This window comes from Hymenobacter sp. YC55 (genome assembly GCF_029433095.1).
GTDB lineage: Bacteria > Bacteroidota > Bacteroidia > Cytophagales > Hymenobacteraceae > Hymenobacter.
The window spans coordinates 241,480-257,625 of the sequence record NZ_JARNTX010000006.1 but is presented as its reverse complement, the minus strand read 5'-3'; the positions used below and the strand labels follow the sequence as shown (position 1 = coordinate 257,625).

General features: G+C 57.4%; 13 protein-coding genes. 9 read left to right on the top strand and 4 right to left on the bottom strand.

Annotation, left to right across the window (positions count from 1 at the left end; genetic code table 11):
• Nucleotides 1–78 precede the first annotated feature (78 nt).
• From P1X16_RS26855 to P1X16_RS26835, 5 genes are all read left to right on the top strand, one after another.
• Complete coding sequence (locus P1X16_RS26855) at nt 79–1,683, top strand: RagB/SusD family nutrient uptake outer membrane protein (RefSeq protein ID WP_277235572.1); 1,605 nt, start codon at nt 79–81, stop codon at nt 1,681–1,683.
• A gap of 99 nt (nt 1,684–1,782) precedes the next feature.
• Nucleotides 1,783–2,877 (top strand): phosphatidylinositol-specific phospholipase C1-like protein, encoded by a 1,095-nt coding sequence (locus P1X16_RS26850; protein WP_277235570.1) that lies wholly within the window; start codon nt 1,783–1,785, stop codon nt 2,875–2,877.
• A complete protein-coding gene (locus P1X16_RS26845) occupies nt 2,867–4,354 on the top strand; it encodes a CehA/McbA family metallohydrolase (RefSeq protein ID WP_277235568.1) in 1,488 nt (495 codons plus the stop codon). The genes P1X16_RS26850 and P1X16_RS26845 overlap by 11 nt, the downstream gene beginning before the upstream one ends.
• 178 nt (nt 4,355–4,532) lie before the next feature.
• Nucleotides 4,533–4,991 carry a hypothetical protein gene (locus tag P1X16_RS26840; RefSeq protein WP_277235567.1) on the top strand — a complete coding sequence of 153 codons (459 nt, stop codon included), beginning with the start codon at nt 4,533–4,535 and terminating at the stop codon, nt 4,989–4,991.
• 298 nt (nt 4,992–5,289) lie between these two features.
• Nucleotides 5,290–6,621: a glycosyl hydrolase family 28 protein gene (locus tag P1X16_RS26835; protein ID WP_277235565.1), complete on the top strand. Its 1,332-nt coding sequence runs from the start codon at nt 5,290–5,292 to the stop codon at nt 6,619–6,621.
• A 108-nt stretch (nt 6,622–6,729) separates the two neighbouring features.
• Here P1X16_RS26835 and fabF read toward each other — a convergent pair whose 3' ends face one another.
• The 4 genes from fabF to P1X16_RS26815 all read right to left on the bottom strand — a co-directional run bounded on the left by fabF (nt 6,730) and on the right by P1X16_RS26815 (nt 9,668).
• Nucleotides 6,730–7,983, bottom strand: a complete 1,254-nt coding sequence (gene fabF / locus P1X16_RS26830; RefSeq protein WP_277235563.1) for a beta-ketoacyl-ACP synthase II — start codon at nt 7,981–7,983, stop codon at nt 6,730–6,732.
• A 29-nt stretch (nt 7,984–8,012) separates the two neighbouring features.
• A complete protein-coding gene (locus P1X16_RS26825) occupies nt 8,013–8,147 on the bottom strand; it encodes a hypothetical protein (protein ID WP_277235562.1) in 135 nt (44 codons plus the stop codon).
• Nucleotides 8,148–8,187: 40 nt separating this feature from the next.
• Nucleotides 8,188–8,928: an SDR family NAD(P)-dependent oxidoreductase gene (locus P1X16_RS26820; protein WP_277235560.1), complete on the bottom strand. Its 741-nt coding sequence runs from the start codon at nt 8,926–8,928 to the stop codon at nt 8,188–8,190.
• A 149-nt stretch (nt 8,929–9,077) separates the two neighbouring features.
• Entirely contained in the window at nt 9,078–9,668 is a 591-nt protein-coding gene (locus P1X16_RS26815; protein WP_277235558.1) for a TetR/AcrR family transcriptional regulator, read from the bottom strand.
• Nucleotides 9,669–9,889: 221 nt separating this feature from the next.
• Here P1X16_RS26815 and P1X16_RS26810 point away from each other — a divergent pair, with 221 nt between their 5' ends.
• The 4 genes from P1X16_RS26810 (at nt 9,890) to P1X16_RS26795 (ending at nt 16,006) form a co-directional block, all read left to right on the top strand.
• On the top strand, nt 9,890–10,171 hold the full coding sequence (locus P1X16_RS26810; RefSeq protein WP_277235556.1) for a metalloregulator ArsR/SmtB family transcription factor: 282 nt from the start codon (nt 9,890–9,892) through the stop codon (nt 10,169–10,171).
• Between the two features lie 192 nt (nt 10,172–10,363).
• Complete coding sequence (locus tag P1X16_RS26805; protein WP_277235554.1) at nt 10,364–11,476, top strand: efflux RND transporter periplasmic adaptor subunit; 1,113 nt, start codon at nt 10,364–10,366, stop codon at nt 11,474–11,476.
• 35 nt (nt 11,477–11,511) lie between these two features.
• Nucleotides 11,512–14,601, top strand: a complete 3,090-nt coding sequence (locus P1X16_RS26800; RefSeq protein ID WP_277235552.1) for an efflux RND transporter permease subunit — start codon at nt 11,512–11,514, stop codon at nt 14,599–14,601.
• Nucleotides 14,602–14,638: 37 nt separating this feature from the next.
• Nucleotides 14,639–16,006, top strand: coding sequence for a TolC family protein (locus P1X16_RS26795; RefSeq protein ID WP_277235550.1), 1,368 nt, complete (start codon nt 14,639–14,641; stop codon nt 16,004–16,006).
• Nucleotides 16,007–16,146: the final 140 nt, after the last annotated feature.

Here is a 16,146-nt window from a genome sequence, read left to right as displayed (position 1 = left end):
TTTGTCGATTGCCTGATTGTCAGTTGCTGGCCAACCCCTTAGTCTAACAATCATCAGTCGACAACCAACTACATCGTCGTGTTGAAAATATTTGCAACAGGCCGCGCCTTGCTTTTAGCGGGCGGGCTGGCCGTTACCTTGTTTGGCTGCGAAAAACTGGATGTGCCGGTTGAGTCGCAGTTTGTGGCCTCCAACTTCCCCAAAACTCTCAACGACTACAATGCGTCAGTGGGGGCCATCTACTCCAACTTGTCGTCGAACTACGCCGTGCCGTACTGGCGCATGCAAACGCTGTCCACCGACGAGGCCATTCTGCCCGCCCGCGACGGCAACTTCGACGACGGTGGCCAGTACCGGCAGCTGCACTACCACACCTGGACGCCCGACCACCCCAACGTGCTTTCCATCTGGCAGTGGGCCTACGGGGGCATCACCACCTGCAACCGGCTGCTCAACGTGACGGCCTCCTTCAACTTCACTGACGCCGAGAAGGAAGCACGCTTCGCTGAAATTCGGGCCATGCGAGCACTGTACTACTTTTTCCTGCTGGACTTGTACGGCAACGTGCCCCTGGTAACCGATTACCCCACGGCACCCTTGCCCGCCACGCAGCCCCGCCTCAAGATCTACGAGTTTGTGGAAAGCGAGCTGCGGAGCCTCACGCCCAAGCTGCCCGCCAAATCGGCCGTGGCCGCCACCAACACCCAGCAGTACGGGCGGCCGACCAAGGGCATGGTGTACGCCCTACTGGCTAAGCTTTACCTCAACGCGGAAGTGTACGGAGCCCCCGCCCGCTACCCCGACGTGGTGCGCATGGCCGACAGCGTGCAAGCCAATACCAACTACGCCCTCGATGCCCGGTACCGGGATATTTTCCTGCCCAACAATGGGCCCCAGATTCGGGAAACCATCTTCGCTATTCCCTACGACCAGCAGATTCCGGGCAACCAGTTCACCCGCTTCGGCTTCTTCTACTACCTCACGCAGGCCTACGGCTTCAACGTGGGACTCAGCATTGCCATGAGCACTACGCCCGAGTTCTTCGCGCGGTTCAACCTGCCCGGCGACTCCCGCAACAATACCTGGCTTTCGGGTCCGCAGTACGTGCCCGATGGCAACGGTGGGTTCACCAACACCCCTGTGTATTACCCTGGCACCACCAACCAGGTGGTTATCAATCCGGTGCTGACGCTGGTGCCGCCCAAACCCATGGACCTAGGCAACACCCTGGCTTCTCAGTCGCAAGGAGTGCGTTCCATCAAGTACTACCCCGACCCGGCCATCATCCAATCTACCCGCCTCAACGGCAACGACGTGCCCGTTTTGCGCCTAGCCGACGTGCTCCTAATGAAGGCGGAAGCCATCTTGCGCGGGGCCTCGGCCACCGTCGTCAACGGCGAACTGCAAACGCCGTTGGTACTCGTCAACAAAATCCGGACCCGGGCCGGGGCCCGGCCTGCCACCAGCATTGCCCTGAGCGGGATGCTCGACGAGCGGGCCCGCGAGCTAAGCTGGGAAGCCTGGCGGCGCAACGACTTGATTCGCTTCGGTCAGTTCGAGACGGAATATCCGCTGCCCAACGACGCGCTCAAGATGGAGAAAAGCGAATTCCGCCGCCTCTACCCCATACCTACCGTGGAGCTGCAACTCAACACCAATCTTCAGCAAAATCCTGGTTACTAAGCAGAAGCGTAGCCTCTTCGCGGCCTATTCCAGTTCTTTAGCAGGGAGTAGGTCGTGAAGGGGCTACGCTTTTGGCTAACACTACAGTAGCATCAACTCATGAAAGGTATTCTCTTCTTTGGCGTGTTAGCGGCCGGCGTGCTCGGCTCGGCTACCCAGCGGGCGGCCGAGCCGCTGCTCAACCAAATCCAGGTGATTGGCTCGCACAACAGCTACAAGCAAGCCATTGACCCCAAGCTGTTTGCCGTGTTGCAGAAAAACGATTCGGTAAGCATGAGCAAAATCGACTACGAGCACGCCACACTAACCGAGCAACTCAACAAAGGGCTGCTGGCCCTAGAAATCGACGTGTACGCCGATACGCAGGGAGGTAAATATGCGCACCCCAAAGGCCTGGACATGGCCCCCGGCCAGGCGCCCTTCGATGCGGCCGGCCTGATGAAGCTGCCCGGCTTCAAGGTGTTCCACATCCAGGACCTGGACTACCGAAGCAATGCTCCTACGTTCAAGCTGGCCTTGCAGGAGCTGAAAAAATGGTCGGCGGCGCACCCTACGCACCATCCGGTGTTTATCACCATGAACGCCAAAAGTGAAGCCATGAAGCAGCCGGGCTTCACGGTGCCCGAGCCGTTCACGGCGGCCGTTTTCGAGGCGTTGGACCAGGAAATTCTCGACAACCTGGGGGCCGATAAGGTGATTACGCCCGACCAGGTGCGGGGCCAGTATCCCACGCTGGAAAGTGCCGTGCTGCACCGCAACTGGCCCACTTTGCGCGCTGCAAAAGGCAAGTTTGTGTTTGTGCTGGATGAGCTAGGCGAGAAGCGCGCCACCTACATCAAGGGCCACCCGTCGCTGAAAGGCCGGGTGCTGTTTGCCGATGCCGAACCGGGCACGCCCGAAGCCGCCATCCACATCATGAACAACGCCAAAAAAGACCAAGCTGCCATCAAGAGCTTGGTGGAAAAAGGCTACATCATCCGTACCCGTGCCGACAGCGACACCCGCGAAGCCCGCGCCAACGACAAGAGCAGCTTTGTGGCGGCCCAGCAGTCGGGAGCCCAGATCATCAGCACCGACTACTACGCGCCGAGCACGCATTTCAAATCAGCTTATACCATTAGCTTTGCCAACGGCACCTACTTCCGACCGAACCCGGTCAATGCACGCCAGTCAACTTCGGCCGTTGTCAAATAACGAACAACTGGTACACCAAAAACGGTTACAACGCGTGGGCACGCAGTACAACTGGGCGCTGCTCCTCGCCATACTTGTAAGCGTAGTCTGCCTGGCGGGCCCGGCTGCGGCCCAGGCACCCCCAACGACAGTAGTCCGGCAGGGGCACGTGCCGGCCGACAGCTTATTTAAGCTATTCTACGTGCCCATTGAAGTACCTGCGGGCACCACCGAAATCCGGGTGCAGGAAGACTACAACCGCCAGGGCGGCAATGTGCTCAACATGGGCGTCTACGACCCGGCGGGTTACCGGCCAGGCACCACGGCGGGCTTCCGCGGCTGGTCGGGCGGAGCGAAAACCGCGTTTTTCATTAATGCCCAGTCGGCCTCCACCGGCTACGTGCCGGGCTCCGTACAACCCGGTACGTGGCACGTACTGCTTTATCCTTCCACTATTGCCCCGAGTGGCCTCGACTGGAAACTAACCGTGACGCTGGTGTCTGGCCCCGCGGGTTCGGCATTCGTGGCTGCGCCCGCCGTGGCGGCAGTCAACAATCAACCAGGCTGGTACCAGGGCGACTTGCACATGCACACGCTGCACTCCGATGGGCGGCGCACGCCCGCCGAATTGGTGGACGAGGCCAGCGCGCAAGGGCTTGATTTCCTTGTTTCAACCGAGCACAACACCAACAGTGCCAACTTGAGCTGGGGCCGCTACGCCCGTCCCAACCTGCTGGTTGTAAACGGAGAGGAAGTAACCACCACTGCCTTTGGCCACTGGAACGCACTCGGCCTCGCCCCGACCACGCTCATCGACTGGCGTTACGCGCCCCAGGACAGCGCGATTGCCACCTATACGGCGCAGGTGCGCGCCCTCGGTGGCCTTGCCATCATCAATCACCCGTTCTTCCCGGATACCGTCAACCGCTTCCAGTTCGGGGTGCGGCATTTTGATGGCATAGAAGTGTGGAACGGCAGCTGGGACGCCCGCAACGAGCAAGCCCTGCGCTGGTGGGACGAACTGCTACGCCAGGGCCGCTCCCTGTTGGCCGTAGGCGCTAGTGATACCCATACGGCCGCGCCTTCTCCCAATCAGCTCGGCCGGCCCCGCACTGTGGTGCAGGCCCGCAGCTTGTCGCGCGCCGGTATCATGCAGGGCCTGCGCGCCCGGCGTGCCTACCTGGTAGCCGACCGTTACCTCAACCTAATGTTTACGGCGCAGGCCGGCAGGGCGCAGGCCAGCATCGGCGACACGCTAACCATGGGTGCCGGGCAGCGAATCAAAGTAGCGTTCAAGCTGCGAGGCGCTTCCGTTGGCACCGTTCGGTTGCTTGGCGCTAACGGTGTGCTGGCAACCAGCCCGGTGGCGGCCAGCGGCTCCACAACCGTGCAGTGGCAGCTGCCGCCCGGGCTGCCTCGCTACCTGCGGGTAGAAGTGCGTACCCCCCAAGGTGCTATGCTCGCCCTAACCAATCCTATTTGGGTAAGCAGTCAGTAGCGCTGCGTATTGCTTGAATTGCATGTTTGTAGTATCTGGTAGCAACTCGCGCGCTTAATCATCTACTCCGATTATCCTTTGCAAAGGAGGGGGAGATGCCAAATTTTTCAAAAAAGAATACAATCAGGCAAAGTGGTATATTTGTTGCCTGCATTATAAGCTGACCAACATCGTGTTCATGAAACATTTTCTCCTTCTCCTTGCGACCTCTGCTCTGCTCGCTACTACTAGTTGCTCGAAAGACGACGTTACTCCTGACACTCCCACCGATTTGTCTCGCTTGAGCAACAAGCCAGTGAAAACCAGTGAGTTTGGAGAAACCAACTACGGTATCTACGAGCCAAACCAATATGAGCCAAACGGTCGGGTGCTGTTCCATTTCCGGCACACAGGCAAGCCAGCCCTCATGCAAGTAGCCTATCGGCTCTACCAAGGAAACACCTTTGAGGCCCTGGGCGGCTTCTCTTATAAGCAGTTGCAAACCAATGCCGATGAGCTAACCGGCATCGACAATCGTCTGCAACAGCCCATCACTACGACCTCTGATTTGCGGGTTCGTATTTACCGCGACAATGCTTTTATCGGAGAATGGAGCATCCAAACTGGGAATAAAGTAGCCATGCCACTGCCAGACTAAGCAACAGTTTTCTGCCTCTTAGGTGAGTAGCCTGTGTAACTAGGTGTCCGCTAACAAAAACGCCCTCCTTCAGAAAGGAGGGCGTTTTTGTTGCCAAGTTTCGGTAAATGCTTATCCAGTGGGAAGCAGAAAGGGAGTGCCTATCAGCCTCACGCTTTTCTAGATGCTTTTGTCGGTTATCAGTCAGAAATACGAGCTAGTTGGGTTGCGGCTACCTAAACGCAGTATCAGGTGACTACAGAACAGTACTCCCGCGGGGAACCTGCTTCTTTACGCCGTTCCTCATTTTCCCCGCCTCATGAAAGTTCTCCTTGCACTGCTACCTCTTGGGCTAACTGCCTTCTCCTTGGCTTTCCGGGCAGAGCCTCCTTCAGCGAAAGCAGCCGCCCCCAAAGACTATGTCATCACCCAATTCGGGGCGGGCACCGATAGCACCAAGCTGAATACAGAAGCCATTCAACGCACCATCGACCAGGCCACTGCCAATGGGGGAGGCACCGTGGTTATTCCCAAAGGGGTGTTTCTGAGCGGGGCGTTGTTTTTCAAGCCCAATACCCAGCTGCGGTTGCAGGAAGGCGCCAAGCTCAAAGGCTCCGATAATATTGCCGATTACCCGCTGGTTCCGTCGCGGATGGAAGGCCAGAAGCTGGATTATTATGCGGCACTCGTCAACGCCTACCAAGTCAATAATTTTCGGGTGACCGGTCCCGGCACCATTGACGGGAATGGGCTGCGGTTCTGGAAAGGCTTCTGGGCGCACCGAGACTCCATGCAGAAAATCGGCAAATCGTCCACCAACCTAGAGGTGCACCGGCCGCGGCTGCTCTTTATCTGGGGCTGCAACAACGTGACCATCGAGAAAGTGAAGCTGCACAATGCCGGCTTCTGGACCACGCATCTGTATCAGTGCAACAACGTGCTTATTGACGGCTGCGATATCCGGTCGCCTTTCCGGCCCGTAAAGGCCCCTAGCACCGACGCCGTAGACATCGACGTGTGTAAGAAAGTCACTGTTCGCAACTGCTATATCTCCGTCAACGACGATGGCATCGTCATGAAGGGAGGCAAAGGCCCTAACGCCCATAAGCTCCCTGAGAATGGCCCCATAGAAGACGTGCTAGTGGAGAACTGCACCTTCGGCGAAGTACACGCGGCCATGACTTGCGGCAGCGAATGTATCCACGCCAACCGCATTACAATGCGCAACTGCAAAGTGGAAAACGACCGGCCGCTGCTACTGTTCAAAATGCGCCCCGATACTTACCAGGTTTACGAGAATATCACCGTCGAAAACGTGACCGGGCGCTGCGGCACCATCGTCACGCTTTCGCCCTGGACGCAGTTTTACAACATGGCGGGCAGCACCGAAAAACCCTTTGGCACCATTCGTAACATCACCGTATCCAACGTCAAGGTGCAATGCAAGCAGTTTGCGGTATTGGATGGCAACCCAACCGACAAGGTGACGAATATTAACTTCAAAAATGTGGTGGCCACGGCCGAAAAAGTGGCTTTCCCAAACAAGTACCCAGACGTGAAATTCGAGAAAGTCACCCTCAACGGGGCGCCTTTAAAAGCATCTAAAGCTGTGCGGGAAGGCGCAGAGGTGAATCCCCTCAGGCCGGACTAGCCGAACGAATAGGTAACGGAGAGTACCTTTTGATTGGAACAAGAACGTCCTGCTGCGCTTGCCGAAGCAGGACGTTCTTGTTCGCAGCTGCTCACAATTCAAGGAGCACTACTCCCTATACTTCTTAAGCACCAGCGTGGCCGTGTGGCCGCCGAAACCGAAAGAATTACTCATGGCATATTCCACGGATCGGTAGGCGCACTCGCCAAGAGTCAAGTGCAAGTGGCTGGCTAAGCCCGCATTTACCTGTGTTGTGTTGATCGTAGGCGGAATGATATCCTGCTGCACGGCGAGCACGCAGGCAATAGCCTCCACGGCGCCGGCGGCACCGAGCAAATGCCCGGTCATGGATTTGGTAGCGCTGATGTGCAAGTGAGGCGCGGGGCCAAACACCCGCTCGATGGCGTGCAGCTCGCTGGCGTCGCCTAGCTCCGTGGAGGTAGCATGGGCATTCAGGTAGTCGATTTGCGTTGCGTGCAGCCCAGCATCATCGAGGGCGGCTTGCATGCTGAGGTAGGCACCTTCGCCTTCGGGGTGCGTGCCCGTCAGGTGGTAGGCATCGGCCGCCATGCCCCCACCCACGACTTCGGCCAGGATAGGGGCGCCGCGCCGGCGGGCGTGCTCGTACTCTTCCAGTACTAAGGCCCCGGCGCCTTCGCCTACCACGAAGCCGTCGCGGCTGACATCGAAGGGGCGGGAGGCTGTGGCGGGCGTTTCGTTGCGGGTGGAAAGGGCACGGAGGGCATTGTAGCTGCCGATGCCGGTTTCGTTGATTGGAGCTTCCGAGCCGCCGGAAATCAGCACGTCGGCCTTGCCCCAGCGGATGTAATTGAAGGCATCAATCAAAGCCGTGGTGGAAGTGGCGCAGGCCGATACAGTGGCGTAGTTCAGCCCCCGCAGCCCATGTTTGATGGAAATTACGCCCGCGGCAATGTCCACAATCATTTTGGCACCGAAGAACGGGTTGTAGCGCGGCGTACCCTCGCCCCGGGCAAACTCACTTATCTGCTCTTGCAAGGTTAGCAACCCGCCCGCCCCCGAACCCCAGATGACACCAATACGGTTGCGGTTCAACTTATTGAAATCTAGCTCCGCATGGCGGATAGCCTCATCCGCCGCTACCAAGGCATACTGCGTGAATGGGTCGTATTTGCGGATTTCGGCACGCTCGAAATGATCGAGCGGATTGAAGCCTTTTACCTCGCAGGCGAAGCGAGTTTTGAATTTTGTAGCATCGAAATGGGTAATGGGAGCCGCCCCGCTCACGCCAGCTACGAGGGCGCGGCCAAAATTAGCCGCGTCGTTGCCAATGGGCGTCAAGGCTCCCACCCCCGTCACGACTACACGTTTGAAATCAGGCATATGTTTGCACGTAGAAATGAAAATCGCACTTAGTGGTCCGATAAGCTGACGGTTACCGGCGCACTGTTTTTGGGTCGGCGTAGCACGAGTAGCAGCAAGGGCATGGCCGCCAGAGAGATATTGACGATGCCAATGCCGAACGAGCCGCCAAGCTGCTGCATCATGTTGATAGCGCCGCGCCCTGTGCAAAGTCTTTCAGGGGACCTAGCCTAGATTCAAGGAGGCGAATGCCTCAGCTGGCGACGCTCGATGAAACTCATAGAACTGTGCCGTCTGTCCAACACGAATTTCGTAGGAATCTTGCTCCAGGCCTGCCAGCAGCTCCTCGGCTACTTGCTGCGGAGGTATCCCGTTTGCCCCACCGATTTCTTGCGAGAAATCGGTGTTAACCAATGGCGGCATCAGCTCGAACACGCGGATGCTGGTTGATTGAGCGAGTGTATGGCGCAGTGCCTGCGTGTAGGAGTGCAAGGCGGCTTTGCTAGCCGAGTAAGTTGGAACAGCTGCGCTCGGCGCAAATGCAACAATGGACGTCACGTTCACGATGGCAGCTTCTGGCTGCTGACTCAATAGCGGCAAGAGGTGCTCGGTCAGGCGCAACACGGCCAAGTAATTGGTGGCAATTTCCTCGCCGGCTTTACTAGCGGCGTCGGCTGCGGCCGACAGTTGGTAGGTGTAGGCTTGGCCAGCATTGTTGATTAGCAGGCTCAGGTCACTGAATTCTTGCTGCACACGGCTTACTAGTTGGGCTACGGCCGCGGCATCGTTCAGGTCGCAAGCAATAGCGGTGGCATTGGGCAGTTGCGCAGCGGCTTCGCGCAACCTCACTTCATTGCGACCCGTGAGGATGAGGCGGTTGCCGTGCTGGCTTAGAAGCTGAGCAGTGGCAAAACCGATACCGGAACCACCGCCGGTGATTAAGATGGTTTTGTTGGAAACGTTCATGGTAGTAAGAGAAAAAAGTGAGGTGAAAAATTTAAAAAAAGACTTTATGGTCTATTTTTAAGCGAAGGCTAGGTGCTCTTTGCTGAGGTCAGGAAGCCACTTGGAGCTAGAAAAAGACTTTTTAGTCTATTTCGATGCCAAAAAAAAGCTCAGCTAGGTACGTGAGCTTCCAACTCGGCTTTAAGGCTTTTGATTAGCTGTTGAATAGGTAGACTGGTATTGAGGATTCGGCAAATCACTATAGCCCCTTCAATGGCCGAAAACATTTTGAACGCAAAATCTGCTGCGTTCAGCGTAGAGGCAAACTCGCCGTTCGTAATGCCTTCTTGCAAAATGTTGCTGAACATGGCCTGTGCTGCCAACAGTTTGGCCCCGACTTTCTGCTTCACTGCCGGGTTATTGTCATCTGCCTCCACAGCAAGGTTGAAGATCGGACAACCGCCGGTGATGGCCGTATCCAGCGGATTTTTGCAGAAGTCCAGGTAGGCAAAGATGCGGCCTTTGGCCGTGGTTGCTTGGCTCATGGCCAACTGGATGCGGCAGGTAATCTTATCGAGCAGGAAGTCAGCAGTTTGCCGCGATAAGTCTTCTTTGCTTTCAAAGTGACTGTAGAGGCAGCCTTTGGCTACGTCCGCCGCTTGCAACACATCGTCGATGGTGGTGCCGGCAATTCCCTTCTGGTTGAAAAGAGGCGCGGCCTGCTCGATAATACGTTGCTTGGTGCGCTCGGCTTTGCTCATGATTCTGCTTGTTAGCTGCTGCAAATAAATAGACCTTTTAGTCTATTTCCAAAAATCTATTTAAAATTTAGAAGCCGTCAGAACAGCTTGGCTACTTGTACAATAAGGCTACTCTATGAAATGGAAAAGACTCTTTGAAAGAGATAAGTAGAACCAATCAATGAGCAATGCAGTTAAACACCCATCAACACATGTGCATGTGTTGAGTACTTTTACAAGCAATGGATACCAAGTCGCTCGTCAAAATCGCTAAAGCCCTCAGTGACCCTAACCGCCTACGCATCTTGCAGGAGATTGCCCAGGCGCAGGCTCCGCAAGTTGGCTGTTCAGAGTTGTTTGACGTAGCGCCGGTCAGTCAGCCCTCGATGTCGCACCACGTCAAAGCATTGGTGGAGGCAGGGTTAGTGGAGTCGCACAAAGAAGGTCGTTGCGTGTATCTGTCGGTGAATGCCGAGAAGCTCGAAGAGCTGGAAGTCTTCTTACAGTTACTGAAAACGAAGTAGTTTTCGCCTGATCAGTTGCTAGAAATAGGCAGCTGATTTTTTTATTTTAAAACATTAACACTTGTACATGTGTTGATGGAAAAGTAAACCCGCTAACCTGAGCTTACAGCCGAAACTGGTTCACTAAGCGGGGTAATACCAGGAGTTAACCATTTTCTATTACCAAAAACATCAACGCATTATTATGAATCGATGCGTTTCATCTTCCTTAACCAACCCATGACCTTCAACTTCACCCAACCTCGGGTGCTGCTCCTAAGCGCCCTCGTACTGGTCGTTTTGCTTGGCTTCGGCCTGCCCAAAGTGTTATCAGCCAAGAAAGCCGCCGCAGCTACCGCCACGCCGGCTGCGGCTGGCCCGCCCCCGGTTGTGCTCGTAGATGAGTACGTGGTGCGTCCCACCGCCTCCTCCGACGAGTTGCAAGCCACCGGCACCATTCAGGCCAACCAGGAAGTGCAGCTGGTGAGCGAAGTAGCCCGCAAAGTGACGGGCATCTACGCCCACGAAGGCACCACCGTAGCCCAAGGCACGCTACTTTTCAAACTCGATGATGCCGACTTACAAGCGCGGCGCCACAAACTCAAGCTCCAGGAAAAGCTGGCCCTGCTCGACGATGGGCGCATGCGCGGCCTGCTTCGCACCGAGTCGGTGACGCAGCAGGAATACGACCAGGTATCAACCAACCTGCAAGTACTGCAGGCCGATATCAAGGCTGTGGATGTGGACCTAGCCAAGACCCAAATCCGGGCGCCATTTGCCGGCCGAATTGGCTTGAATAAAGTGGATGTGGGCGCTTACGTAACGCCAAGCACGGTGCTGACTTCCTTGGAAGATGTAAGCCGGGTGGAAGTATCTTTCACGGTGCCAGAGCGCTACGCCGCCGAAGTGCGACCCGGCCAAACCATTCAGTTCACCACCGAAAACGGGACGGCCGCGCAATCGGCCCGCATCATTGCCACAGAGCCGCGCACCGATGTGAGCACCCGCAGCTTGCTGGTAAAAGCCATCAGCCCCAACGCCAAGCGCCAGTTAGTGCCGGGTATGTCGGCCAAAATCAGCTTTGCCTTGCACGCTAGCACCGATGCTTTGATGGTGCCCACACAGGCGCTGATTCCTACTGCCAAAGGCTACGCCCTGTTCGCCATCAAAGGCGGCAAGGCCGACTACCGTGAGGTAACTACCGGCTCCCGGAGCAGCAACCTGGTGCAAGTACTAACCGGGCTTGCCGCTGGCGACACGGTTATCACCACCAACCTGCTGCGGCTAGGCCCGGGCGTACCGGTGCGTTTGGCTTCAACCAAGTAAGCTCCTTTTTCTTCTTGATTTCATTGTTGTAGCTGATGAGTTTATCGAGCGTTAGCATTCAGCGGCCCGTGTTGGCCGGGGTGCTGTCCGTCCTTATTATTTTGTTTGGGCTGGTGGGCTTTTCCTACCTGGGGGTGCGCGAGTACCCCGTCACCGATTCGCCCATCGTGACTGTTACCACGTCGTACCCCGGCGCTAGCCCCGATGTGGTGGCCTACCAGATTACCAAGCCGCTGGAAGAGTCCATTGGCGAGGCCAACGGCATTCGCACCATTTCGTCGGTGTCGCGGGAGGCAGCCAGCGTGATTACCGTGGAGTTCAACCTAGATGCCGACCTAGAGGCGGCCGCCAACGATGTACGCGACAAGGTGGCCAAGGCCATTCGCCTGCTGCCCGCCGACGTGGACCCGCCGGTGGTGGAAAAAGCCTCGGGCGGTGATGCCGTGGTGTTTATGTTGATTGAAAGCAAAACCAAAAGTATCCTGGAAGTCAGCAACATAGCTTCTACCATCATCAAGGAGCGCATGCAGACTATTCCCGGCGTGAAGCGCGTGGGTATTGCGGGCGAGAAAAAGTACGCCATGCGCCTGCGCATCGACCCGGCCAAGCTGGCCGCCTACCAGCTCACGCCCGCCGATGTGGAGCAGGCCCTGCGCCAGGAAAACGTGGACCTACCCGGCGGCCGCATCGAAGGTGACCGCAACGAGCTGACGGTGCGCACGCTGGGCCGCCTGGTGCAGGCCGAGGATTTCAACAACATGATTGTTAAGCAGGACGGCAACAGCATCGTGCGCTTTCGCGACATCGGCACGGCCGAGCTAGGTGCCGAGAACGAACGTACCGCCGTGCTCAACGGCATGCGGGGCAATTCGGCCTCGGTGGGCGTATTCGTGGAGCCGCAGCGCGGGGCCAACGAAATTGCCATTGCCGACGAGTTCAACCGGCGCCTCAAAGAACTGCGCAAGGAAGTGCCACCCGAGTATGAAATGACCATCGGTAAGGACTTCACCGAGTCGATTCGGGCGTCTATCTCGGAGGTGGAAGAAACGCTGCTTGTGGCTTTCGGACTGGTGGTACTTATTTTGTTCGTGTTCCTGCGCGACTGGCGCTCTACTATCATTCCAGTGGTAGCCATTCCGGTCAGCATTGTGTCGGCGTTCTTTATTATGTACCTGGCCGGCTATTCCATCAACGTACTCACCTTGCTGGGCTTGGTGCTGGCCATCGGGCTGGTGGTCGACGACGCCATTGTGGTGCTGGAAAACATTTATGCCAAGGTGGAAGCCGGTATGACGCCGCTGGAAGCCGCCTTCAAGGGCTCGGCTGAAATTTACTTCGCCGTAATTTCCACTACTATCACGCTGGCGGCCGTGTTTCTACCCATCCTGTTTTTGCCGGGCATCACGGGCAAGCTGTTTCAGGAATTTGCGGTGGTGGTGGCCGGCTCGGTCACGGTGTCGGCTTTCGTGGCCCTGACCTTGTCGCCGATGATGAGTGCTTACCTGCTGAAGCATCAGGACCAGCCGAACTGGCTGTACCGCAAAACCGAACCGCTGTTTGTGGGCCTGAACCACGGCTATGAACGCTCCCTTGCGTGGTTTCTGCGCCAGCGCTGGGTGGCGCTGCCCGTACTGGTCGCCAGCGTGGCCCTGATTTACGGCGTGGGCCGTTTGCTGCCGTCCGAGCTGGCTCCGCTAGAAGACCGGTCGCAGGTGGCGATGGTAGTGGTGGCGCCAGAAGGCTCGTCGTACGAGTACACCGAGAAGTACATGAACGAGCTGTCGAAGTTCGTGGTCGACTCCACTAAGAGTCTGGGTTTGTTCCAGACGTACTCGCTGCTGGCGCTGACTTTTGGCCCGCCTGCACCGGTAAACGTGGCCATTCAGCAAACCTTCCTGAAAAAAGCCGAAGACCGCCCCGCCACGCAAGCCCAGATAGCGGCCGTGCTCGGTCGCAACGCCCAGAATTTCCGGGGCGTGCTGGTGTTTCCCTCGCAGCCGCCCACTATCGGCAGCCGCTTCGGGGGTGGGCAGCCCGTCAACTTTGTGCTACAAGGGCCAAACCTAGCAGCCGTTACGGACGTGCTGCCTAAGTTCCTGGAAGAGGCCCGCAAGAGCCCCATACTGCGCTTCGTCGACTCGGATTTGAAGGTGAATAAGCCGGAACTGGTGCTCAGCATCAACCGCGACAAAGCCGCCGAGCTTGGTATTTCGGTGGTGGAAATTGCCCGCAGCTTACAGTTGGCCCTGAGCGGACAGCGCTATGGCTACTTTATCTTCAACGACCGGCAGTACGACGTGGTCGGTCAGCTTCAGCGCCAAGACCGCAACACGCCGGCGGCGTTGCGCGCCGTGTACGCCCGCACCCGCAGCGGCGAAATGGTGTCGCTCGACAACCTCGTAACCTTCAAGGAGAGCATCAGCCCGGCCGCTATCTACCGCTACGACCAAGCGCTGTCGGCTACCGTATCGGCTGGTTTGGCGCCCGGCATGACTGTGGGCGACGGCGTGGCCGAGATGAACCGCATTGCCAAGCAAGTGCTGCCGCCCACCATCAAAACTTCGCTGGCCGGTGAATCGCGCGACTTTGCCGAGAGTGCTTCCAGTTTGATTTTCGCCTTCGGCTTTGCGCTGGTGCTGATTTACTTGATTTTGGCGGCGCAGTTTGAGAGCCTGATTGACCCGCTCATCATCCTGCTTACCGTACCGCTGGCACTCACGGGGGCGCTACTCAGCTTGTGGCTGCTAGACCAGACCCTGAACGTGTTCAGCCAAATCGGCATCATCACCCTCATTGGCTTGATTACGAAGAACGGTATCCTTATCGTGGAATTTGCCAACCAAGCCAAGGAGCAGGGCCTAACGCCTTTAGAAGCCGCGCAAGCTGCCGCCGCCTCGCGTTTCCGCCCGATTCTGATGACCTCCCTGGCCATGATTTTCGGTACCATTCCCATTGCTTTGGCCGTCAACAGCCGCAGTTCGCTAGGTACCGTCATCGTGGGCGGGCTGCTGTTTGCCGGCTTGCTGACGCTCTACATTATTCCGGCGGTGTATTCCTTCCTCTCGCGCAAGCACCAACCCACGCCGGTTGAAGAAACGCACGCCGCGGAGGCCATCACGGCCTAACTATCTTCTCTACAGCTGACTTTTCAAGTCATTTCTTATGCAATTCTTTGCCTTTTTGGGCGCACCCGCCAGTTGGCGCTACGTCCTGCTTGCCGGCCTGTTGGCTTTCGCTGAAACCGCGGCTGCGCAAACAAAACCCCTTACCATCAGTGGCGCCGTAGCTTTGGCGCAAGAGAAAAACCGAGACCTGCAAATTGCCAACCTGGCGGTAGCCAAAGCCAGCCAACGCACCCGTGAAGCCCGGGGCGCGGCTCTGCCTACGGTCTCGGGTACCGGGCAGTACCTGTATAACTTTCAGCGGCCGGTATCTTTCCTGCCGGGCAGCTTTGCCGGCTTGGCCGACAACCAGATAGCCGCCCTGCGCGTGGGCGGCGACCAAGCGTTTGTGGGGTCTGTAGGGGTGTATCAGCCGCTGTTTCAGGCGGGAGTGAAGTCGGGAATTCGGGCGGCTGGCATTGATGAAGTACGCAGCACCGCGGAGGCAGCCGTAACGGCCAACAACGTAGTGACGGCCGTGCGCAAAGCTTACCTGGACGTGCTTATTATCGAAGAGCAGCTGCGGCTGCAAGAGCAGAGCCTAGGGCGCAATGTGCAAGCGCTGCGCGATGCCCGCTCGCTGCTGCTCCAGGGCCGCGCTTCCCGGGTCGATACGTTGCGGGCCTACGTCAACGTGGAGAACCTGCGCCCCGAAATTCTGCGTCTTTCCAACGGCATCGGCATCGCCAAAACCTTGCTGGCCACCACCATCGGCTTGGATGCCGACGAACCGCTGACTTTGCAGGATTCATTGTATTTCGATAATAAAGCCGAGTCGCTGACTAGTGCGCAAGCCTACGCTCTGGCCTTAGAAAACCGCCCGGAATTGCGTCAACTGAAATTGACGCAGGATTTCAACCAAGAGCAAATCCGGCAAATTTCGGCGGCTGGTCGGCCCCAACTGGCCATCAATGGCTTGGTGCAAGCCCAGGCCCAAGCCTACAACCTACGGCTGGGCGATTATCAGTGGCCGGTAAGCTCTTTTCTCGGGGTGCAGGTGGCAGTGCCCATTTACAGCGGCGGCCGGGTGCAGGCGCGAACCGAGCAAGCCCGCATCACACGGCAGCAAACCGACCGAGAACTGGCCAACCAGCAGGAGCTAATTCGGGCGGAGGTGCTGACTAGCGTGTCAAGCGTGCAGGAAACCCGCCGCCGCGTGGAAAGCCAGCAGCAAACCGTGGGCGCAGCGGCGCTCGGCTACCGCATTACCCGCGACCGGTGGCGCGCCGGTATGGCCTCCCGCCTCGACCTAACCGATGCAGAATTGGCTTTGACTCGCACCAAACTAGGGTATTTGCAAGCCGTGTATGACTACCAAACGGCCACCATCAACCTGGACCGTGCAGTAGGCCGCGCAGTCCCACAATAAAAGCTTTGTGCAGCGGCTGGGTAGTAAACCGGCTTTGCTGGCTGGCAGAAGGGGGCTTTAGTCGCTTGACATCAAGTAGAATAAACGGCTTCGGCCACGTGCTGACTAATTCTAGTCAGCACGTGGCCGAAGCCGTTTAT

What these genes read in the sequence shown, in the direction of transcription:
- P1X16_RS26850 (WP_277235570.1), top strand. Translation starts at nt 1,783, where the DNA reads ATGAAAGGTATTCTCTTCTTTGGCGTGTTAGCGGCCGGCGTGCTCGGC.
- P1X16_RS26840 (WP_277235567.1), top strand. Translation starts at nt 4,533, where the DNA reads ATGAAACATTTTCTCCTTCTCCTTGCGACCTCTGCTCTGCTCGCTACT.
- P1X16_RS26835 (WP_277235565.1), top strand. Translation starts at nt 5,290, where the DNA reads ATGAAAGTTCTCCTTGCACTGCTACCTCTTGGGCTAACTGCCTTCTCC.
- fabF (WP_277235563.1), bottom strand. Translation starts at nt 7,983, where the DNA reads ATGCCTGATTTCAAACGTGTAGTCGTGACGGGGGTGGGAGCCTTGACG.
- P1X16_RS26825 (WP_277235562.1), bottom strand. Translation starts at nt 8,147, where the DNA reads ATGATGCAGCAGCTTGGCGGCTCGTTCGGCATTGGCATCGTCAATATC.
- P1X16_RS26820 (WP_277235560.1), bottom strand. Translation starts at nt 8,928, where the DNA reads ATGAACGTTTCCAACAAAACCATCTTAATCACCGGCGGTGGTTCCGGT.
- P1X16_RS26815 (WP_277235558.1), bottom strand. Translation starts at nt 9,668, where the DNA reads ATGAGCAAAGCCGAGCGCACCAAGCAACGTATTATCGAGCAGGCCGCG.
- P1X16_RS26810 (WP_277235556.1), top strand. Translation starts at nt 9,890, where the DNA reads ATGGATACCAAGTCGCTCGTCAAAATCGCTAAAGCCCTCAGTGACCCT.
- P1X16_RS26805 (WP_277235554.1), top strand. Translation starts at nt 10,364, where the DNA reads ATGCGTTTCATCTTCCTTAACCAACCCATGACCTTCAACTTCACCCAA.
- P1X16_RS26800 (WP_277235552.1), top strand. Translation starts at nt 11,512, where the DNA reads ATGAGTTTATCGAGCGTTAGCATTCAGCGGCCCGTGTTGGCCGGGGTG.
- P1X16_RS26795 (WP_277235550.1), top strand. Translation starts at nt 14,639, where the DNA reads ATGCAATTCTTTGCCTTTTTGGGCGCACCCGCCAGTTGGCGCTACGTC.